The 21213-nt window shown below is 36.9% G+C and carries 19 protein-coding genes; 3 read left to right on the forward strand and 16 right to left on the reverse strand.

Annotated features, from left to right (window positions below; all coding sequences use genetic code 11):
* Positions 1 to 267: 267 nt before the first annotated feature.
* From B0169_RS11280 to B0169_RS11305, 5 genes are all read right to left on the reverse strand, one after another.
* Complete coding sequence (locus B0169_RS11280; protein ID WP_077286070.1) at positions 268 to 2682, reverse strand: DUF748 domain-containing protein; 2415 nt, start codon at positions 2680 to 2682, stop codon at positions 268 to 270.
* A 191-nt stretch (positions 2683 to 2873) separates the two neighbouring features.
* Entirely contained in the window at positions 2874 to 3542 is a 669-nt protein-coding gene (locus tag B0169_RS11285) for a DUF2959 family protein (RefSeq protein ID WP_077286071.1), read from the reverse strand.
* Positions 3539 to 3769 carry a hypothetical protein gene (locus tag B0169_RS11290; RefSeq protein ID WP_077286072.1) on the reverse strand — a complete coding sequence of 77 codons (231 nt, stop codon included), beginning with the start codon at positions 3767 to 3769 and terminating at the stop codon, positions 3539 to 3541. The genes B0169_RS11285 and B0169_RS11290 overlap by 4 nt, the downstream gene beginning before the upstream one ends.
* 398 nt (positions 3770 to 4167) lie before the next feature.
* Positions 4168 to 4470, reverse strand: coding sequence for a hypothetical protein (locus tag B0169_RS11295; protein WP_077286073.1), 303 nt, complete (start codon positions 4468 to 4470; stop codon positions 4168 to 4170).
* A 648-nt stretch (positions 4471 to 5118) separates the two neighbouring features.
* A complete protein-coding gene (locus B0169_RS11305; protein WP_158077079.1) occupies positions 5119 to 5910 on the reverse strand; it encodes a PEP-CTERM sorting domain-containing protein in 792 nt (263 codons plus the stop codon).
* 416 nt (positions 5911 to 6326) lie between these two features.
* On the opposite strand from B0169_RS11305, the gene prsT reads away from it, so the two are divergent.
* Complete coding sequence (prsT, locus tag B0169_RS11310) at positions 6327 to 9170, forward strand: XrtA/PEP-CTERM system TPR-repeat protein PrsT (protein ID WP_158077080.1); 2844 nt, start codon at positions 6327 to 6329, stop codon at positions 9168 to 9170.
* A gap of 449 nt (positions 9171 to 9619) precedes the next feature.
* On the opposite strand, the gene B0169_RS11315 is transcribed toward prsT, so the two are convergent.
* The 11 genes from B0169_RS11315 to B0169_RS11365 all read right to left on the reverse strand — a co-directional run bounded on the left by B0169_RS11315 (position 9620) and on the right by B0169_RS11365 (position 18884).
* The gene (locus B0169_RS11315; RefSeq protein WP_077286077.1) at positions 9620 to 11242 is read right to left on the reverse strand and encodes a nitrite reductase; all 1623 of its coding nucleotides are present in this window, start codon (positions 11240 to 11242) and stop codon (positions 9620 to 9622) included.
* A 52-nt stretch (positions 11243 to 11294) separates the two neighbouring features.
* Complete coding sequence (cobA, locus tag B0169_RS11320) at positions 11295 to 12167, reverse strand: uroporphyrinogen-III C-methyltransferase (RefSeq protein ID WP_077286078.1); 873 nt, start codon at positions 12165 to 12167, stop codon at positions 11295 to 11297.
* Between the two features lie 111 nt (positions 12168 to 12278).
* The gene (gene nirJ / locus B0169_RS11325) at positions 12279 to 13475 is read right to left on the reverse strand and encodes a heme d1 biosynthesis radical SAM protein NirJ (RefSeq protein WP_077286079.1); all 1197 of its coding nucleotides are present in this window, start codon (positions 13473 to 13475) and stop codon (positions 12279 to 12281) included.
* Between the two features lie 77 nt (positions 13476 to 13552).
* Entirely contained in the window at positions 13553 to 14098 is a 546-nt protein-coding gene (gene ahbB / locus B0169_RS11330) for a siroheme decarboxylase subunit beta (RefSeq protein WP_077286080.1), read from the reverse strand.
* On the reverse strand, positions 14073 to 14558 hold the full coding sequence (locus B0169_RS11335; RefSeq protein WP_077286081.1) for an Lrp/AsnC family transcriptional regulator: 486 nt from the start codon (positions 14556 to 14558) through the stop codon (positions 14073 to 14075). The genes ahbB (B0169_RS11330) and B0169_RS11335 overlap by 26 nt, the downstream gene beginning before the upstream one ends.
* The gene (ahbB, locus tag B0169_RS11340; protein WP_202971825.1) at positions 14551 to 15162 is read right to left on the reverse strand and encodes a siroheme decarboxylase subunit beta; all 612 of its coding nucleotides are present in this window, start codon (positions 15160 to 15162) and stop codon (positions 14551 to 14553) included. Before ahbB (B0169_RS11340) ends, B0169_RS11335 begins: the two co-directional genes overlap by 8 nt.
* Position 15163: 1 nt before the next feature.
* Positions 15164 to 15646 (reverse strand): Lrp/AsnC family transcriptional regulator, encoded by a 483-nt coding sequence (locus B0169_RS11345; RefSeq protein WP_202971826.1) that lies wholly within the window; start codon positions 15644 to 15646, stop codon positions 15164 to 15166.
* A 2-nt stretch (positions 15647 to 15648) separates the two neighbouring features.
* Positions 15649 to 16908 (reverse strand): cytochrome D1 domain-containing protein, encoded by a 1260-nt coding sequence (locus tag B0169_RS11350; RefSeq protein ID WP_280522517.1) that lies wholly within the window; start codon positions 16906 to 16908, stop codon positions 15649 to 15651.
* Positions 16901 to 17251, reverse strand: a complete 351-nt coding sequence (locus tag B0169_RS11355; protein ID WP_077286082.1) for a c-type cytochrome — start codon at positions 17249 to 17251, stop codon at positions 16901 to 16903. The genes B0169_RS11350 and B0169_RS11355 overlap by 8 nt, the downstream gene beginning before the upstream one ends.
* Positions 17252 to 17583: 332 nt before the next feature.
* Positions 17584 to 18654: an AI-2E family transporter gene (locus B0169_RS11360; RefSeq protein ID WP_077286083.1), complete on the reverse strand. Its 1071-nt coding sequence runs from the start codon at positions 18652 to 18654 to the stop codon at positions 17584 to 17586.
* Between the two features lie 5 nt (positions 18655 to 18659).
* Entirely contained in the window at positions 18660 to 18884 is a 225-nt protein-coding gene (locus tag B0169_RS11365) for a sulfurtransferase TusA family protein (RefSeq protein WP_077286084.1), read from the reverse strand.
* A 111-nt stretch (positions 18885 to 18995) separates the two neighbouring features.
* Between B0169_RS11365 and B0169_RS11370 the strand changes: the two genes are divergently transcribed.
* Positions 18996 to 19631 (forward strand): hypothetical protein, encoded by a 636-nt coding sequence (locus B0169_RS11370; RefSeq protein ID WP_077286085.1) that lies wholly within the window; start codon positions 18996 to 18998, stop codon positions 19629 to 19631.
* Between the two features lie 2 nt (positions 19632 to 19633).
* The gene (gene bepA / locus B0169_RS11375) at positions 19634 to 21091 is read left to right on the forward strand and encodes a beta-barrel assembly-enhancing protease (RefSeq protein WP_077286086.1); all 1458 of its coding nucleotides are present in this window, start codon (positions 19634 to 19636) and stop codon (positions 21089 to 21091) included.
* Positions 21092 to 21213 lie beyond the last annotated feature (122 nt).

Below are 21213 nucleotides of genomic sequence, written 5' to 3' on the forward strand. Positions count from 1 at the left end.
CTATAAAAAGCGAGCTTTATCCTACACTGCCATGCTAAATAATAACTGACTAAGTTAACGACAAACTAATAACGATAAATTAATAACGACTCAGTATTTTACATTATTCGCTAAAAGTTCACTAATCGTTAATACAGCATAAAAGAGTCATGCAAGGTTTATTGTTAAATATTGTCTTGTTATGACTAGAATGACACATAGTCATAATTGCATTTTGACTATGTGTATCGACTAAGAGCAAGTAACCTTGTCTTTAGTTATAGGCTACTAGATAACAAATTTTATTCTTGCTTTTGCATCTTTTGAGCTATCTATTTGCGGTGTGCAAAAGAGTAAACGCGCGGAAGGCACATTTAATTGTTCTACCATGTGTGTTTTGAAATTTTCAGCGCGCTGACGAGATATAGCTTTTAAACGCTCAATATTTTCAGCTTGATTTATAGTGGATATATCCACTAATTCAATATCACTTGCCGTTGCTATAGCACATAGCTTAACATTTACCTCACCTCTATCGGCTAACATAACTGACATCTGACGACTGAACTCTAGCTGTTGGGTGGTTAATTCTGTTTCACCTGCAGCATAATTCAAATCATTTATTCTTAGTTTAAGCGCAAACTCACCGGCGGCCATTGCAACTTTCATCACACTTGCATAAGGAACAAATGTGGTGATTAAATAATCTTTCGCCGCTGACATGGTCGCTTGTTTAACCAACAGGGTTAAAAAGCCTGAAAAGCCAAATGAGGGAGAATTTGTATCTCCGGCTAATGGTAGTGAAAGCTCAACATTACCATCTGAGTCTTTTAACATGCCTAAAGCCACATTAAAGGGCACGCTAGTTTGATCTATTATCGTACCGGTTTCATGATCATCTGCTGCAGTAAACTCTACGCCCCTTAGCAATAAATCTACATCACCATCAAGTTTGCTACCAGTTAGATTGGCTTTAATAGCGACATCGAGTTGCCCACTTTCAATTTCGTACTTTAACGCATCTTTAATATAACTCGAGACACCTGGTAAACTGACTTCTTTAGCCGTGGCATCTAAAGTGAATTTTTGCTCCAATGCAAAAGGAAAACCACGGGCATTTATATCTAAATAAGCATATTTATCGCTTTTGCCCTTCATACTGAACAGCACTGCTTGCTCTGGCTTTTTGCTATCAACATCTGATAACGACAGGTGGCTAATAACAAGATCACGTTCATAGTGTGGTGTTACGCTAGCATCTTTAAAGTTGATGACGGCGGGGTCAACAACGCTAAATTGTCCAAGTTTAAATGCAAATTCCTGCGCTTGTTTTTCTCCATCAAGCGCTGAACTATTTTGCTCTAGCCCACTATCAGGCTTGGAATCATTCTGATACTCAGCATCATTAGGTTTTTCAGCACGATTCGGCAAGCCAACTAATGTTGCTAAAACCTTATTTTCATCTAATAAAAGGTTGCTAACAAGCCCAGATAACGTAATAGTATCAATAGAAATAAGCTCAGGTTCATAGGCAAGCGCATTAATGACAAGTTGATTAAAACTGGCTAATGACGGCATAGCCTGTTGTTGATTATTTGAGAATTGACTAGCACCAAACTCGGTACGTTTAATGTTAATTTTTGCAATATTATTCTCCACCCCTACTACAATGTTATCCGCATTAATACTTGAAATATCAGCGAAAACCGCCTCATTTATTGTATTTTTCGTAAGAATACCTTTGGCAATATAATCTAGGCTAGAATTAAACGTAATGCGGTTATTTGGCTGTAGTAAAACATTAACTAAATCTGTTTCAATTTTTTGTTGTTCTACAGCAATATTAAAATTATCTTGTGTAATATTTAAGTCTTCAACAGACAGTAGAAAGTCACTCACTTGTGCAGTAGTCTGCTCTTGAGTAAGCTCAATGGCAATTTTGCTAGAATAACTGATGTGTCCATCAAGCGAAGATATTGAGCTAGGTAAAAAAGCTTGTGCTGATTTTAAAGCAACATTCTGAGCTTTTATTTTTAAATCTATCTTACCTCTTTGCCTAAACAAACGTCCATCAAGCCCTACTTCTATCGGGGCATCATTGAATTGGCTGCGTAAATTCAGTTTAAGATCTTGCTCATTTTGGGAAAGTAAAATATTGTCCAAAATAAGTGAATCTAACCGAATATCATGCTTTTCTGAAAAATATGATAAAGCGATATGGGCATCGGTTAAGCTTAAACTAGGTAAAATAACTTGATAAGGAAAATCTGCCTCCGTTTGCTCTGTAACGGCTTCATGTTCAGTTGTTGTAGACGTTGGCTTTTCCGCTATCAATTCAATGCCAGCCACATTAAGTGATGATGCATTTACGGTTACAGGAATATAAATACCATTGAGATTAAATTCAGCTATGTAAATTTTATCTAACAACAATTGATGTAAATGCAGTTCGGCCTCAAGACTTTGTAATTTAAGGGCACTATTTTGCTCATTAACTTTAATTTCTAAATTGTTAATAGTTAAGTGAGCAGTAAATGGATTATAACGAATACTTGAAGTTGACGTGAGAGATAAAGGTTTTGGTAAACCATAATGATTAACTACAGAGCGAATAACGAGTGGCGACAATAACCAAATAAGACAATAAAGCGCAATAAAACCAATAACTAATACTTGACCAAGGCGTTTAACATAACGACCCATTCTACATTCCTATATATTCAAGACTGAACAATACCAGAGCACTTATAATTCAAGCCAAAACTCAGCCTATAGAAGTATCAAAGGTAGATAATTCGACGGTGAAATAATTACGTATTTCACCTGATTTAAAATAAAAACGGGCGACCATAACTGAACTTACAGTAGCCCGACCTAAAGCGAAGAATAAAAAACTATTCTGGCTGTAATAAATCAATAAACTGTTGTGACTGCGCTATCGCTTTATTCATTTCTGCCACTAACGACTCAACATCACGTTTAATGGCTTTGTATTCACCTTGCAACGCACCAATAGCTTGAGCATTTAAATTATGTTTAAGGTACAAACTGTTATCTTTTAAGGCTGATAATACCGGCGCCATTCTATCTTTCGCTCGGTGCATAGACTTAATTAAATTTTCATAATTACGCTGCGTTTTTTTTAATTTTTGCTGACTTTGTTGCTTTAAACTAGTGCTAGAGTATTGCTGAATTTCATCATTCCATTCATCAAATAAAGCATCTGCTACACTCTCAATTGCAGCAATGCGAGAAGCAACTTCTTTTGCAGACGACTCACTGGCTTCGTATTGATCATTTATTAATTCATATTGAGCGGCTAAATCACCACCATCATAATTTATTAATTGCGATAACTGTGCTAATGCTGATGTAAACTGCTGCTGGGCATCTTGCTGTGCGGTTTGGGCACTTTCAACCCTGTCCAACATAATGTCACGTTTATGGACACCAACTTTTTCCATTGCAGAGTAATAAGCTGATTGACAGCCCAACATGAAAACTAAAGAACATACAAAAATACTGTATTTTTTAAATTGTATTAAGTGGTTGCTAATTATCATGAGGCGCCTCTATTTGTGTATCGAGCAGCATCAATAATGCACCAAATATAAACAATTGGCAGTAATATCCAACCAATACCAACCCACATTAATGCGCCTGCTACGGTCCAAAAAATAAAAAATAAAATTGCAGGAATAACGCGCCCTTGCACTAGTTGTCCTAATCCAGGAATAAACACACTACAAATCGCCGCTAAAACATTACCACCAGAACCTTGCTCTGCCATACTAAACCTCCAAAGTGTTAACTATTTATTAATAATATATTTTCTTATCAAAAGTATAGCATTACCTTGATTTGTAAACTGCTGTTATTCATTTTAGGTAACTGAAATTTGTAAAAATATATTTTATTGTCTCAAGTCATTAAGTTTATAATTTTTTCAGGTAAATAAACACATCTGATGAAAGCAATTTCACTAGATTAATTATTACCGCGGACAAAAATTTAAAGCTAGCTAATTTATCACTTCCCCCCCTAAACATCATAAAAACCAGGCTACTCCCATTAAGTGAATCTATAAAAAATCACTGCAATATAAACTATTTAACAGTAGTATATTTATTATAAGTGCTTCATCAATATCAATAAACCTCTAAGGTTGAAGCTTGCAATTGAAATTAGTTATATCAGATAAATGAGCTTCCCCTTTCCACTTTTATTTGTAATGATTAATTTATTACCGTGCACTTCAATACTATATTCGGGCATCCAATCTAACTTTTTAAGCAACTTGAGCTCATAGCGATTTAACGGTAATTTACACTTTAAATAGAAATAATGATAAGCCTTTCCCATGGCTCCTGGTTCCGCAGTGTCGGCATAGATTGTACGATCGCTAAACTTTAGCTCTTTAGGTGAATAATCAAGATTAACTGATAAGGAGCCTGCTAATAAAATGCCTAAACAGAGTAAAGGAATTTGCACTATGGCAACTATAAAGCCTGAAACTATAAAAATATTTTAAAAAGCTTATTGTTGATTGTGTCACTAATATAATGATATCTAATGATAAGTAGCAAAAAAGCTAAAATAATTAGCACAAGCTTAAGTACCCTTAATTTATCACCCAATTGAGCCATAAATGCTGGCGACTGCCAGTTTTCCCCCAGAGAGTTCGGCTCCCCTAGCTTTCCATCAATGGTAAATATAAACAAATCGTAATAATAACAATGACTATTGGCCCTTTTTCAATTTTCGTCTGCAATGAGGTAATTCCTATTCACGCTGTTTTTCAAAAAAACCATGGTGACGAAATACTTTGCGCAGCCAAGCTTAACGGTATAGAAACGATTGCTATTTTACTGTTTTTATTACTGTAGTCGTCATCAAAAAGCAAACATTAACGACTTTAGTAGTTATGCTGAGGATATGGTTAATAGCCACTTATTAGCCTTAATAGTAAACTTAATTACCACTTGATTGTAAGGTTCAATAATCATTTAAACCAGAGCTCTGTTATTCTACTTTTGGTTATCAAAAAGGTGCGATTACAGAGCAAATACAAAAAAAGCCAAATGCAAAACATTTGGCTTTTTAAAATAACTAACTTTCAGCTATATATAGCTTATAAAACTAAGCAGAAAATGAGTTACTCTTAATTCTCTGGCGATATACCATACCCACTAGGGCAAGTAACATCAGTACAATAGTTGTAGGCTCAGGCACAATTGCAGGTTCGTTAGTTCCACGATTAACAGCAAATGTTTCATGAACAGCATCATTATAACAAGACATTGCCCAGCTTAGTGATAATGAAGTTGCATCCATAAAAGCATCTAACCCACTGACATTAAAGCTAAAGCTCAATTTACCGCTAGTTGCTGACCATCTTGAATCATTGGAATTCAGTTCATTACCAATAGTATTACCAAATACAGCACCTCTATCACTAGAGTAACTGTGATAACTTCCAGCCGATTGAGTACTATCAATCGCGTAAAGCCCACCATTTTTTTGATTAACACGGTTTATTCTACTAAAGCGGGTATTCCAACCGTTATATAAATCACCTAATGAAAAAGCATAATTAAAACCTGAATCAGTGCCATTATTAGCGCCTATTAATAAATCGCCGTAAATAATTGTTTTCGCTGGATTACCAGAATAATAGGTGTTATTACTATTTCTGTAGTTACTTTTAATTGTTGAAAAGTTTGTAAAAACATCGACGTTAATAGTATTATCAGCTCCCCAAGATACATCCATCTGATCGATATCATAAACCCAACCACCTTCGCCATCATCTGCAAGATCATTGACTGAAACAGTTGTTCCATCAAGAGCTATATCTGTGGCATGTGCATGTGTTGTGACTAGTAACACACCAAAAGCTAATATTTTTAAACTATTTGTAATTATCGACATCATAATATTCCAATTAACGTATTTACAAGTTTCACATCAACTTTTTAAACTGATGATTCTTATTGTTTTTAAACTAAACCTAACAAACCCAAAAGCAAGTATCGAGCCAAAAAGAACAACCCAATTAAAAACAACAACTTAAACCATATCAAAGACATAACTTATTAAATAAAAAACAAAGTGTAAAGTTTATTGACAACTATTTTTAAAATAGTATGTAAAAAACAACGAATTCAACTTAATCATGAAGATATAATATACGAAATTAAAAATTAATTAAAGAATTGATTATCAACTAAGACAGTAAATAACGTAATTTTGCTAGCCTAGTGCAATAAAAGTATTTACCATATTTAAATTAATCATCATTAACTTAGCTAATTTTTTAGAATTTAATGTTACCAACAGGCCCTATAATGAAAAGAATGAGATTCCCAAAGTTAACTACCTCCTCATACCGTAAGACAACATTGAAAACAATCACGGCCTTGTTAGTCATTTCTAGTACATTTTCATGGCAAGTATATGCGGATGAAAATGCGGACAAACTTTATGAAAGTGCCTTAATTTCGTATCAAAATAAGGATATCAGCACCTCGATAATTCATCTAAAAAATGCTCTGCAAAAACAAGAAGATCATTTAGCATCTAGAATTTTACTAGCGCAAGCTTTACTGGCAACTGGCGAAGGTGCTTTAGCAGAAATAGAATTAAATAAAGCCAGAGCTTATAGTGCTGATCAAAACCGCTTAGTCACACTTTTTGCTCACGCGTATTTATTACAACATAAATACGATGATGTATTACGTGTAACTAAGCGCGGTAACCGAGGAAATAAAATTGAAACAGAGTTGTTAGTGTATAAAGGTCAAGCATTAATTGGTCAAAAACTATTGCGCTCAGCAGACAATGCGTTTGAAGAAGCACTGTCATATTCTCCTCGCAATCAAATGGCATTGCTGGGAAGAGCGCAAATAGCCCTTAATACATTAAAAATCGACCGTGCTCTCAGCTTTGTTAACAAAGCAATTGCAGAGCCAACACCTTTTATCAATGGTTGGATCTTAAAAGCTAATATATTAGCACAATCAGGCCAACCACAAGAGGCAATGGCTGCAATTGATCAAGCATTAGAAATTGACAGTACACATTTATCAGCACGATTAACAAAAGCTATGTTACACATCAGCTTACAGGAATATGCTTTAGCTGAAACACATGTTGACTTCATTATCAGTGAAATACCAAATGAGCCAAGAGCTGGATACTTAAAAGCATTGATTAATGCTAACTTAGATATAGAAGGTGACAAATCTGGAAATGTTAAATTAACTGAAGTTATTGCAACTTTAGCAGCTGTTCCTGATGAAATAATGAAAACAACACCTGACTATTATTTTCTTGCCGGTTTGACCAACTTTCAATATGGGAACCTAGTTGATGCCAAAAGGTACCTAGAAAAGTACCTAAGTTACGTAGAGTTACATTCACAGTCAGTCAAAATGATTGCGCAAATAGATTTGCAGCAAGGTAATGCAATTTCAGCCAAAAACCTGCTTTCAAAAGCTAACTTATCACAGCCAGACGATGCTGAAATATTAACACTTCTGGGCATGACCTACTTGCAAATGGGGGATATAACAAAAGCAGAAAATTATTTTAAGCAAGTTTTAGTCTTAAACCCCAACTCTGAAATAGGCATAACAAACCTCGCTCGAAGCAAAATGCAATCAGGGCAATACCAACTTGCGATAGATGCTTTACTAACCATAAAAGATAATAAAGTTAATAACACTCAAATCAAACTCTTATTGATCGACTCCTATGAAAAAGGAAAACTATACGATGATGCTATCGCTATTGCACAAGAGTTAGTTCAACAATACCCGAACGACAGCTACTTTCAGCAAAGACTGGGTTCTTTGTTGGGTTGGAATAATAAAATAACGGCTGCGAGAGCTGCTTTTACTAAAGCATTGGCTTTGGATAGCGCCAATATTGCCGCTATTATACATTTAGCAAGAATGGATATTATTGAAAATAATCTTGAAAATGCAAAAGCGTTTTTAAATGAGAAACTAATAGCGTTTCCACAAGATGCGCTGATAATGACAGAGCTATCAAGTGTGTATGCGCTAGAATCCAACTATGATGAAGCCTTACTCTGGGTCAATAAAGCGCATGTACAAGCCCCTAATAGTTTTTATGTTCTATCTAAGCTTGTTAGTACTTTAGTTGCCAAAAAGCAACTCGCTGAGGCAATCGAGTTTGCCGATTTATATATAGGCCAAAACCCTAGCTCTTTAGAGGGCTTGAAGTTGATTGCTAGTTTATATCAGCGACAAAATAAACATCAACAAGCCATAATGGCACTCAGAGATTACGTTAAGAAGTCTGCTAATAAATCGTCTGCTAATATCACACTTGCACAAGCTCAATTGAAAGCTGGCGATAGTGTAGGAGCAATGCAATCCTACAAGAAAGCCATTGTTGCAGATCAAAACTCAATATCTGCCCATATTGGTTTGGTCAATCTTGTTATTAGCAATAAAGACGAGGCCTTTGCTTTGAGCTTAATTGAAAATATAGCTAAATTAACAGCGAGTAAAAGCTTAGAGCAGGTATTTTTAGGCGATTTATATTATGCTTTGGATAATATAACAAAGGCCAAAAAGCACTATATATCAGCGCTAGGTTTTTCTGATCAAAAGCAAGCTCTTTTAGGTCTTTATCGAAGCTTTAAGAGGTCTAAAAATGTAGAACATGCTATTCCTTACCTGTCGAATTGGCTTAAGAAATACCCTGACGATATTGCTGTTGAAATATCGTTAGCTGATAGTTATAAAGGCTCAGGACAATTACAACAAGCCGCTGATAGCTATGAAGCACTATTAATCAAGCATGGACAATTACCGATATTATTAAATAATGCAGCAAACGTTTATTTTTCACTTAACCAGCAAGAAAAGGCTCGTGAATACGCCGCTCAAGCCTATTCTTATTTAAAAGATAACGTTGCTATCATAGATACCTATGCTTGGATTGAAAGCCGTTCAGGAAATCATTTAGAAGCACTAGCGTTATTTAGATATGCACTGACCAAAGATTATGACAACGCTGAAATAAAATACCATTTAGCCGTCACGCTAGATAAGCTTGGTAGAACAGCAGAAGCAAAAGGTCATCTCATTGAAGCTATTAATAGTAGCCAAATATTTGAAGGAAAAGAGCAAGCTAAGCTGTTGCTAGAAACTTGGTAAGTGATTACGACGATGAGTTAACCTAAATCATCTCCCGTGATCAGTGATGATAATATTACTAAATAAAGAGCCAGTAGCTTTCACTACTGGCTCTTTATTTAGTAAATTAATTCAGATAGTTAACTTAATAATATAAACACCTTCATTGCCACCAAAGCAATCTGAATCCTTGCCTATGTTAAATGCTAAAAATGATAAAATTTGATAGCTGAGTCACCTAAACAATAGCAAATCATTGATATACTATGTCTATATGATTTACCGCAACGCTTCATAGACAGACATAAGTTATTAGTCGATTAAGATTCTGATGTAGCCGTTTCACATTACTTTTAACTTGTTAACTCAACTTAGATATACCAAAACAACACTTAGCAACACAGATAAAAAAAGCTTAACACCTGAGTGTTAAGCTTTTAATGTCATTAACCTATCTTATTTAATGTAAATTAGTGGCTGGTGCCCTTTTCATAATTGATTTTGTTAAAAACATTATATTTTCCTGAAGGCTTTTTCATCGGTAAACGTTTAATTTCTTCCAGTGTATTGGCATCATAAACAATTAAAGCACCATCATTATCCCAAATACTTAATAAAACGTATTTACCATCTTTGGTAAACTCAACATGAGCAGCTGTTTTTCCAGGCACAGGCGCTAAGGTTTTAACAACCTCTAACGTGCTTTTATTAATAACATGCACTTTATCTTTGTTGGGACCAAAAAACACATCAACCCAAGCATAAGGTGAGTTACTGTGACTGCGCATAAAGAAGCCTGGCCCTTGTGTTTCAATCTCTTTAATCACTTGCCAGTTATCCATATCAATAACGGAAACACGACCTTCTTTGATGTTAGGCGATGCAAATACGGTTTTACCTTGATAGTCCCAAGTAATACCTGAGCCTAGATGTGGCATACCTGCCATAGCAATAGTGGCCACTTTTTTCTTAGCATCAAGATTGATCACTTGGCCGTTATGGCTATCACGTGATGCGCCAATTAAATTAATATATTGCGGATCAAAAAAGAAGTCATCTAAATAATCTGCGGTTCTGATACGTCTTACAGGAAATTTGTCAGCAACCTGCCAATTTTCGACTTTACCCTCACCGCCATCTTTACGATAATCGTGGGCCCAGCCTTTATAAACATCAACTCCACCTTTATCACTATAAGGAATTTCCCACACTTCTTTAACATCTTTTAATGCAACAATGAAACTATGGCGTGGTGGTGCATTGTATACTGCACTTACTCGTGAGCTGACCCCTTCGCTATCAACAGCAGCAATATTCTTAATTGGCGATAAATCTTTAGTATCAAGGATAACGACATTATGCGGTAAATAATTACCGACTATTGCATATTTTCCATCTGAAGAAATCGCTAAATTTCGGGTATTAATACCTGCGCGCACTTCTGACACTATTTTCATATTATAAATATCGTATTTACTGATCCAACCATCACGAGAAGCAAAATAGACATAGCGACCATCAGGAGAATATTTTGGACCGCCGTGCAAGGCAAAGCGAGTTTTAAAACGCGTTATCGGCTCAAATGTATCACCATTTAACAGGGTTGCTGAATGATCACCTAGTTCAACAACAATAAATAAATTCATTAAATCCGCATCAAAGAGCGGCTTATTACCTAATTTAGACTGATCAAAATGTTGAATATTACTTGCTTTAATATCCGCCATAGTCCACTGCGGTTGTGTTGTCGGCTTAGTGTAAATATAGTCAACTAATAATTGTGTTTGCTTGGCGTTTAATTGTTGAGAAAACGCCGGCATTTGCGTAGCTTCTCGACCTTGTTGTATTACTTTAATCGCTTTATTTTTACGTAATCTTGATAGATTTTCTGGGAATAATGCCGGCCCCATGCTGCCCATCCTGTCAACACCGTGACAACTTTGACAATGTTCTTGATAAAGGGCTTGAGCAGCTTTTTCTTGATTGATTGTTTCTTGAGTATAACCAGATGAAGAAATAACTAATGCTGATGCACAGAGTAGAATCTTGGTCGGATTCAAAAGTTGCTTAATTCGCTTAATTTTATTTTCCATAATGACTTCACACGTTATAAATGAATAAGGAAATGCGTTAAATAGCTTAAAGTTAACCCGCTTTTACTGCTAACGGCATTTTCATCTGATAATCTTTAGCATCCAAAAACCCTGGTTTTGCTAAGGCGGTGTCTGTCAGTTGATTAACGACATCACCAATCACAATTAAGGTCGGAGGGGTAATATTATGCTGTTTAACTAAATCAGCTAACGTTGATATATTGCCACGGAAAATTTGTTGATCTGGCTGGGTGCCTTTACGAATAAGTGCTGCTGGTGTGTTAGCATCACGGCCATGATTTATTAGCTGCTCAGTGATGCTAGGCAAAGTATTAATGCCCATATAAAATACCACGGTTTGTGAGCTACAACTTAAACTCTGCCAAGGTAAATTTAACTGACCATCATTTTGCATATGACCAGTAATAAACGTACAGCCTTGTGCCACGCCACGGTGTGTCAACGGAATACCTGCGTACGTTGTACAACCTGATGCAGCAGTTATACCCGGACAAACATGGCAACTAATACCATGCTCTAATAAAAATTCGGCTTCTTCACCACCACGGCCAAATATAAATGGGTCGCCGCCTTTCAAGCGTAATACTTTTCGACCTTGCTGTGCATATTGCACAAGTAGTTCATTTATCTTGCCTTGTGGTACACAATGCTTGGCTTGCTCTTTACCAACATAAAAGCGCTCACAACTCTCAGGCAAAAGTGCCATTATTTCATCGCTAACCAATCGGTCATAAATAGCAACATCTGCTTGCTCAATAAAGCGCAGCGCACGAATAGTTAATAACTCTGCATCTCCAGGGCCTGAGCCAACAAGTGCAACTTCTCCAGGCTGAAGTACTGACTTTCTATTAATGTTATTCAAAACATTTTTATTCAATGGGTTTTCTTTAGATAACTGTGTCATGGTATACATTACCTTATCGTTCTTTATTCGATTATAGAATAAAAATCGCTTACCTTATAAAATTATATTTTAATATCTTAGTGTTAATTAACCTAAGTTCTGCTGTTGGGTTTAAACCGCTAAAAATGGAATGTTGTCACATTCTGGGTGCTTGCTTTTCACACCTATTTCAGCATCAGTTAGATAACAACCGGGATCTTCAGCCCATACATCGCCACTTTGCGCAAATGCCCGAGTACGAGTATTACCACCACAAATAGCAAGATATTGACATTCACTACAACGCCCTTTTACTGGGCGCGGATGTTGTCTAAAACCTAACATTAATGGATCTTGAGTGTTCTTCCAGATATCAGAAAACTTTTCAGTTTTAACATTGCCAATGGGATGTCCCCACCAATAAGTATCGGGATGGATAGTGCCTGTATTATCAATATTGGCAACATTTACACCACTAGCATTACCACCCCAGTTAATTAAACGTTGCTTTAAATTAGCTATTCTTTCAGGGTATTTATCAGCAAACTTGCTTTCAACCCATTGCAATAAAAAAGCACCATCGGCATCATTATTGCCGGTAACAAAATCAGTATCGATACCTTGGTTTATATGCGACCAAGCTCGCTCAAACAACATAACCATAGCGTCTTTGGTCATTTTAAACATGGCATCATTTTCAGCGCTTCGTTTACCTCGGCCTGAGTAATTTAAATGTGATAAATAAAACTTATCGACTTTTTTCTCTTCCATTAAATCAAGAACTTTAGGCAAATCGGCAAAATTATCACGTGTTAGGCACAGTCGCATACCAATTTTAATGCCGGCTTCTTTACATAAATCAATTGCTTTCATTGATTCTTGAAAACAGCCCTCTTGACGACGAAACTCATCATGAAAATCTTCTAAGCCATCAATACTTATACCGACATATTGATAATCAGCTGCTTTTATTTGCGCAATATTATTTTCATTAATCAACGTACCATTGGTTGATAAGGCAACATAAAAGCCTTTAGCTTTAGCATACGCTGTTATTTCATAAATATCTGGACGCAATAAAGGTTCACCGCCAGAAAATATCAACACGGGTACCTGCGCTACTTTTAAATCATCAATCGTTGCTTTTACTTGTTCTGTCGACAGTTCATCACTAAAATCCATATCAAGTGATGTCGAATAACAATGCTTACAACGTAAATTACAACGTCGTATTAGGTTCCAAATAACCACAGGACCAGGCATTTTGTGAGCCTTATTAGCCGGTAAATCATCATAAAATGTTTTTAGTAGTTGGGAAATTCTAAACATCTGCATTGATCCTTCTAAATGTTAAATCGTCTAAATTAAAGCAATTGAACTCAGCGATTATTAAACTTTTACTGTTGCTAGCGCTTTAAACGCAAGCCCGTTTTCTTCAGTATCTCTGTACTAGTCAACATATCATTAGTTTTGAACTTTACCCCATGATCTGAATCATCATTTCTAACCTGTAAAACATTAATCAATAAATCTTTGATTTGAGTTCGATATTGTTGGACTTCTGCTTCGGTTTTGCCATGCACCATGGCAAATAAATTATAATTCCATTTTGGAAGATGTCGTGGACGTAAGTAGCAGTGGCTAACAAAGGGCAAGCGCCCTACCGCTTGACCAAATTCACTAACATCCTCATCCTTTACATCCCAAACTGTCATACCATTGAATCGATAACCTAATTTGTAATGGTTTGGCACTGCCGCAATACGGCGTATAATGCCGCGCTCTTTTAAGTCAGCGGCCATCGCTAATACTTCGGTCTCTGTTATGCTTAATTGCGCTGCAATCTGTTGATATGGTTTGGCAACAATAGGCAGACCTGACTGCGTCAATAACACGAATTGGCGCTCTAAGTCTGATAGTTGTTCATTATGCTGGGAGATATAATTGGACATAAAATTCTTCTAATTTAGGCGTATTAAGTACCGGTAATGCAGTTTTTTTCTCAATATCACTGATCACTTGATTTACTTCTACTTCTGATTCTGCGCCAACAACAAACCACATATTATAGTGATGAGTTCTGCGATAATTATGTGCGACTTGATCAAAACTATTTACTTGCATAGTGACCTCTGCAAATTTTTCTTCTGGTACTGCCAGTGCAGCTAATGTAAATGCCCCCCCCAAGCAGACTGCGTCGAACATAGGACCAAACCGGGTTAAGACCTTAGTGGCCATTAAGTGATTTAAGCGCTCAATCACGATATCTTCATTACTACCTAACTGTTCTGCAATATCTAAAAATGGTCGTTCTGAGATTGGAAAGCCGCGCTGCAATAAATTAATTAGGCGCTTATCTAAGCTGCTCAATTCTGCTAACTTTGTCTGTGCATGGCGAGATGACTTATCCATTAACATCACCTTTTTTACCATAGCGAGCACCTTGCTGTTTGTAGGCTTTAAAACTAAATAAAGTATCTTTTTGTATGTCTTCCAGAGAAAATTTCTTGGTCATGGCAGCAATTTGAGCGATAACAACCGCTCGGTCTGTGCCATGGATCATACAAAATAAGTTATAAGGCCAATCGGGTAGCCTTCTGGGACGTCGATAACATAACGATACTTCTGCACAACTTGATAATTGTTCGGCCACTTCAGAAACTCTATCATCCGCAATATTCCACACCACCATCGCATTAGCTTTGAACCCTAGTTTGCGGTGTTTAACCACTAGGCCAAAACGTTTAACTAATCCATCTTCTTGCCAGTGAGATATTTGTGCTAATACTTGTGTTTGCGTGGCAGCAATCTGCTTTGCAATAGCAAGATAAGGCTGAGCGACATGAGGTAAGCCACACTCCAACAAGGCCCTAAGTACTTGCTGTTGTTTTAAAGATAATGGTGCAATATCTAACGTTTCATCTGCAACCTTGTGTAGGGTTTTAGCCATTAAATTAGGCTCTTCTTGGCATTGGATTTTGTGCGATAGTTGGCTTTTGTGCGATAGTTGGCTCATATTAGTGTTTACCTGTTGCTGACTCAGCAAAGTTAATTTTAAATGCTAAATCTATGTGGTACGACGCTTCCATCGGCAAAACCAACACTTGATAACCCGTTAGGCTTTCTATGCTGTTTATGACATCGATTAATGCTTTATCATCGTGAGCAGTAACAACAAACCATAAATTATAGTAATGCTCTCGACCATAATTATGATTGACTTGCTCAAATTGATTAACGATTTCAGCTATGTCGTCCAATTCATGTTCTGGCACTGCTAACGCTGCCAGCGTGCTTGAACCCGCTTTTTTGTGATTAAATACCGCACCAATTCTCGACAGCATGCCGGCTTTATCAAGTGTTAGTATTGCTGATATAACATCATCCTCAGAGCTATTCAGCTCATCAGCAATCGCTCTGTAAGGATGAGAGCACAGTGGAAAACCTTTCTGATATAAGTTAATAATATTTTGCTCTAACTGGCTAAGTTGCATCGCCATAATTACAGTCCTATTTGATGCGCACGATTAGTAAAGAAAATTCCACTGGGACTTTTTACTGACAATTTATCTATTAATGTCTGTGTTGCTGTGTCATAAACATGTACTTCATTACTGTCTCGCACTGAAATCCACACATTCTCTCCCCGAGGAGTAAATTCCATATGCAATACAGCAGGACCTGGCGTTAAAGTTTTGACTAATTCAAAAGTTTCAGTATTGAACACTTGAATAGTGTTATTGTCCGGGAAGGCAAAATTCACCCAAATTTGGCGATTATCAGGTTGGGACATTACAAAAATTGGTTGGCTATGTGCCGGTATTTCAGCAACTTGTAACCATGTTTTAGTATCCACCACTAAAACACTGTGCTTACCTACTGCAGGAAGAAATGCATAATCCCCAGCCATTGCCCATCCTTCAAGATGTGGCATTTTATACACTGGCAGTTTTTCATCACCTTTACCGTAATGAGGTAAAATCCGTCGAACGCCTTGCTCTGTATGCCACAAGTCAAGTAATGCTAAACCATCTTCGCCAAATAAACCGGCAATGTAATAGCGACCGTCTGGGCTGATCAAAGCGTCGTAAGGATATAAGCCTATATCTTCGAACTTGGTTAACTTCATTTCATCTTGAGAAAAATCGGCAATCCAAATTTCATGGCTATCAAACAAACTAAAAACAAATTTTTGGCCAGGGGCATCGACTAAACCTACAACTTTAGAGCGAACAGGACTGCCGTCATCATTCTTAGCTTTGTTTGCAAGTGCACTACTATCGATTGTTGCAACTAGCTCTAGTGTTTCACTATTAAAAACCTTAACGCCACCTGGGGTATAATTTGATACCGCGATAAGCTTACCGTCTTGGCTGATAGCACCACCAATGCTATTACCTGACTGAATTATACGTTTGGCTATTTTATCTTGTAACATATCAATTTTAGTTAAGCCGCCATCACGGGCAAAAACATAGGCAAAGCGCTGGTCACGAGAGTAAACAATAGAAGCATGAGATAAGTCACCTAAACCATCTATTTCACTTAACATAGTATTGCTACTGTGGTTAACAATTTGCACTTGCGATGTCGCCCTTTCAATGACAACCCCTAAATCTCCGGTTGCTCTTAACGGGGTCGAGGCAGAGACCTTAATGTCGTTAGATTGTTGCGAAACAGATTGCGTACATGCACTAGCGAGTAATAACAAAAATGTTAGCCCTAGCACCTTATTCATCTTAGCCATGTTTATATTAGTCATGATTTTCTACACCTTGTTGTAATTGTTGGCTGATCCACAATGCTTCTTGCTCGGTCAAAATAGATTTCCATGGCGGCATTGCCGTCCCTGGTCGACCAAACAATATAGTATGTTGTATTACGGCTACGGGCAGTTTATTCATCGTATTGGGTAAGAGTGTTGGACCTAACCCTCCCTTTAGACTCATACCATGACAAGATCCACAATCTTGCTTTAACATATGAATAAGTTGTTGCTGCCTTGCTATGGTCAGTTCAGAGTTAGAGGCCATCACACTAAAGTGACTACAGAGTAAAGTACCTGTAGTGATTAATGCTGTTAAACCTCTTATAAACGCTGTCATGTTTTGCCCTTATCAACACATAAATTTCGAGGTAATAGTGGCATAGGGATAATTTTTTGCTTTGATTTAAATCACACAATCGCAACATTGAACAGCAAGCAATAAATAACAGACCCAAACGAGTATTAAGAAACTAAGGTATGGGCAATACGACGTAATAAGGCAGAAAAGCAAACGATATAGCGCTATGGATTAACAGCGCTATAGGAATTTATAACCGGGAGTTTAGAAGTAGGGTAATAATGAATAAAAAAACTATTAATCATTAATTAAAACAGAACATTATAACTAGCAACAGATGACAATATTTACGTTGTTCTGTTGCTAATAAATTAAGCAGCTTTCACCTCATGCTGTGTCGTTGTAGACCATGCATTTAGAACCGCTTTAACCAGAGTTGCTAACGGGATAGCAAAAAACACCCCCCAAAAGCCCCATAAACCACCAAATAATATCACCGCTATAATGATCGTAACCGGATGAAGATTGACCGCTTCTGAAAAAAGTAAAGGTACAAGTAAATTACCGTCTAATGCTTGAATGATGCCATAAGCTAGCATGACATAACCAAACTCTGCACTAGTACCAAACTGAAATAAAGCCACCAATAACACCGGCAAAGTTACAATGGTAGCACCTACATAAGGCACAAGCACCGATAAGCCGACTAACACACCAAGTAATACTGGATAGTTAAGACCTAAAGCCATAAAGGAAACCGTTGACGCCGCACCAATAATAATAATTTCAATCAACTTACCACGGATATAATTCATAATTTGTTGATTCATTTCATTACCTACTTGCTTTGCCATACGGCGATCATTTGGTAAGAACTGACGTAAACTATTAAATAAAACACTTTTATCTTTAAGAAAGAAAAAAACCATCAAGGGCACTAAAATTAGATAAATCAGCAAAGCTACTACATTAGAAATGGAGTTTAGCGATGCTTTTAGCGCAATTTCTCCCCACTCAATTAACTTATCATTAACTAGCGTGATCACATTACCAATTTGCTCTGCACTGACCAAGTGGGGGTACTGTTCAGGAAGCGCTTGCAAATAAGTATGTCCTTGCCCGACCATTTGTGGTACTTCTTGTAATAGGTTACTGCTTTGTTGCCAAATAACCGGCATTAGCCCTAGAACACCGATAAGAGATAAACCAACAAAGCCTGTCACGACTATAATCACAGCTAAAGTTCGAGACAAGCCTATCTGCGAAAGTTTATTAACGGGTAAATCCAATAAGAATGCGATGGCAACAGCCACAAATACCGGCATTAATAAATTACTAAAAAAATAAACAAACAAAAAAGTACAAATTAAAATTACCAACAAGGTTACCGCACTAGGGTCTGAGAAATTTCTTTTGTACCAATCGCTAAACAGTGAAACCATAATATTTACTTTTCCATTCTTATTGTTAACTCAACAATTTGTTCATCAACGTTACGTTGTTCAAAATAAAACCCTTGTTTGATTAACAATTTAGGAATATCTTTTTTAGAACCATTATCGCAAATGCGTATCAAACAACTATCAATAGGGGTTAATTTTCTGAGCATCAAGCGTAAATTAACCAGGGGTACCGGACATTTATCTTGTGTAGCATCGTATTCGTATATCATAAATAAAAATATGCACAGTGCTTTAGTTTGATTATCTAATTTGCGACAATTGATTACAATGACATTGATGCATTCTTTTGATGTATTTCTTAAATAATGAAAAGAGGTTAAATGAACAAGCTTCCTGAAAACCCAAACCTTAAAGAAATCAACGCTTACAAAAAGAAGATAAACTGGGGAGAAATTCCTACTATCTATCAGTTAACGATGAGTTCAATGAGTGATATTGATGGTATTTTAAGCCATGGTTTTGATAGCGCCTTCAAACAATTACTCGATCAGAATAATTGGAATCTCAAGCTGTTAGGCGAGAAAAGTGATCAAGCAGGCAATAGAGTAGTTGTTAATAAAGCTAAAGTTATGCTTTATCACGTAATGACCGAACAGCATTATGAATTACATTGTTACCCAATTATCGACAATGAACGTGTACTGCATGCACAGTTGAATAACCCCAAATGCCCATTTAAAAAATGGACACCTGAAACAATGCAAATGCTGTTTAGGTTAAACGCATTAATTCCCTTTATTGCCTTTACCTTTCAGCAAGGTGATGAAGCTGATTACGCGCTTCTTCGCTATGCTAATCACCGTGTTGAAGAGTTAATTAACTTACTCAGGGAATCATTTGATATTATTGACATCAAAGGTTATTCAATTGCCGAGTTTTGTAAAGAAATTTATCGTAAACATGCACGGTCTCAATCAACAGATAGCTTTGAACAGCCAGATAACATGGAAAATTAAAATTGTTTAAATTAAAGCCGCTCATCATATCACTTGCCTTAGCGACATCTTTATCAGGTCATGTGCTTGCCGCGAATCCAGACAGTAATAAAAATAAGCTCCCAGAAATCGGTTCAGCGGGCTTTAGTGTTTTATCCATCGAAAAAGAACGCCAGATAGGTGGCGAAATGATGCGTCAAATTCGTGCAACGCAACCTATCCTTAATGATCCGGTATTAACCGAATATATTAATGATTTAGGCAATCGTATGGTGCGAAATGCCAAAGACGTCAATTATAGTTTTGAGTTTTTTGTCATACGCAATGAAGAGTTAAATGCTTTTGCTTTTTTTGGCGGTCATATTGCGATTCATAGTGGTTTGATCACAACGGCAAGTACTGAAAGTGAATTAGCCGCTGTTGTTGCTCACGAAATTTCACATGTCACCCAACGACATTTAGCCCGTAGATTAGAGTCGCAAGACAAGTCACAACCGCTTGCCATGGCAGGTATGATTTCAAGTATTTTACTTACCTTAATTAATCCAAGTATGGGTATCGCAGCACTGAGTACCACTATGGCTGCATCACAACAGGCTGGTATCAACTATACGCGAGGTAATGAAAAAGAAGCTGACCGTGTTGGCATAGCACTGCTGGCAAATAGTGGCTTTGATCCGCAAGGTGCGCCAGACTTTTTCTCCACTATGGCAGAAAAGTATCGTTATAAATCGAAGCCACCTGCCATGCTATTAACCCACCCATTACCAGAATCAAGAATTTCTGACGCGAGAATAAGAGCACAAAGTTATTCTCCGCGCCCTTTACCACCAAGTTTACAGTTTGAATTGGCCAAAGCACGTATCACTGCACGCTATGAAGGTAATGCTAAAGACCATATTATTAACTTTCAACTAAGTTTAGACAAAAAGCAATATGCCTTTGAAGCAGCAGCAAAATATGGTCTTGCCCTCTCACATTATGAAAATAAAGATTACCAAATAGCTGTCACCCAACTTGAGGAACTTTTAACTAACGATAACAGAAATTTATTTTATGTTGATGCATTAACCGACGCTTACCTTGCCGTAAAAGCTTACGACAAAGCTATAACAATGCTGACTGAGTTGAAATTGTTGATGCCAAACAATCAAGTTGTCACATTAAACCTAGCGAATGCATTATCGGAAGCGAAGCAGTATGAAAAAGCAGAAATGCTACTTCAGGACTTTTTGGCCGTAAGCCCTAGCAACTTTATTGCCAATGACTTACTTACCCAAATTTACAGAAAACAAGATAAAATGGCATTAATGCATGCCACTAAAGCTGAAGTGTATGCATTACTCGGCGCTTACCCTAAAGCCGTAGATGAACTACAAACAGGTTATAACTTTGTTGAAAATAACCCGTTATTGAAGAAAAGAATGAAAGGTCGAATTTTACAGCTGCAAGAACAGCAAGAAAAACTTAAGCGTCTCTAAAAAATCAGTTAAAATAATACCCGTGACTGTTGCACTTGAATAATTGACAATCATAGCGCTTTATCGAATGTTTGGTTGCACCAAATACATAATAGGCGGATAAGGTTTATGATTTTTCAAGG

It is taken from the genome of Cognaticolwellia aestuarii (genome assembly GCF_002000025.1).
GTDB classification, from domain to species: Bacteria; Pseudomonadota; Gammaproteobacteria; order Enterobacterales; family Alteromonadaceae; genus Cognaticolwellia; species Cognaticolwellia aestuarii.

Excerpts from the sequence above, each read along its gene's own strand:
- B0169_RS11280 (WP_077286070.1), bottom strand. The coding sequence starts at position 2,682 with ATGGGTCGTTATGTTAAACGCCTTGGTCAAGTATTAGTTATTGGTTTT.
- B0169_RS11285 (WP_077286071.1), bottom strand. The coding sequence starts at position 3,542 with ATGATAATTAGCAACCACTTAATACAATTTAAAAAATACAGTATTTTT.
- B0169_RS11290 (WP_077286072.1), bottom strand. The coding sequence starts at position 3,769 with ATGGCAGAGCAAGGTTCTGGTGGTAATGTTTTAGCGGCGATTTGTAGT.
- B0169_RS11305 (WP_158077079.1), bottom strand. The coding sequence starts at position 5,910 with ATGTCGATAATTACAAATAGTTTAAAAATATTAGCTTTTGGTGTGTTA.
- prsT (WP_158077080.1), top strand. The coding sequence starts at position 6,327 with ATGAAAAGAATGAGATTCCCAAAGTTAACTACCTCCTCATACCGTAAG.
- B0169_RS11315 (WP_077286077.1), bottom strand. The coding sequence starts at position 11,242 with ATGGAAAATAAAATTAAGCGAATTAAGCAACTTTTGAATCCGACCAAG.
- cobA (WP_077286078.1), bottom strand. The coding sequence starts at position 12,167 with ATGACACAGTTATCTAAAGAAAACCCATTGAATAAAAATGTTTTGAAT.
- nirJ (WP_077286079.1), bottom strand. The coding sequence starts at position 13,475 with ATGTTTAGAATTTCCCAACTACTAAAAACATTTTATGATGATTTACCG.
- ahbB (WP_077286080.1), bottom strand. The coding sequence starts at position 14,098 with ATGTCCAATTATATCTCCCAGCATAATGAACAACTATCAGACTTAGAG.
- B0169_RS11335 (WP_077286081.1), bottom strand. The coding sequence starts at position 14,558 with ATGGATAAGTCATCTCGCCATGCACAGACAAAGTTAGCAGAATTGAGC.
- ahbB (WP_202971825.1), bottom strand. The coding sequence starts at position 15,162 with ATGAGCCAACTATCGCACAAAAGCCAACTATCGCACAAAATCCAATGC.
- B0169_RS11345 (WP_202971826.1), bottom strand. The coding sequence starts at position 15,646 with ATGGCGATGCAACTTAGCCAGTTAGAGCAAAATATTATTAACTTATAT.
- B0169_RS11350 (WP_280522517.1), bottom strand. The coding sequence starts at position 16,908 with ATGACTAATATAAACATGGCTAAGATGAATAAGGTGCTAGGGCTAACA.
- B0169_RS11355 (WP_077286082.1), bottom strand. The coding sequence starts at position 17,251 with ATGACAGCGTTTATAAGAGGTTTAACAGCATTAATCACTACAGGTACT.
- B0169_RS11360 (WP_077286083.1), bottom strand. The coding sequence starts at position 18,654 with ATGGTTTCACTGTTTAGCGATTGGTACAAAAGAAATTTCTCAGACCCT.
- B0169_RS11365 (WP_077286084.1), bottom strand. The coding sequence starts at position 18,884 with ATGATATACGAATACGATGCTACACAAGATAAATGTCCGGTACCCCTG.
- B0169_RS11370 (WP_077286085.1), top strand. The coding sequence starts at position 18,996 with ATGAACAAGCTTCCTGAAAACCCAAACCTTAAAGAAATCAACGCTTAC.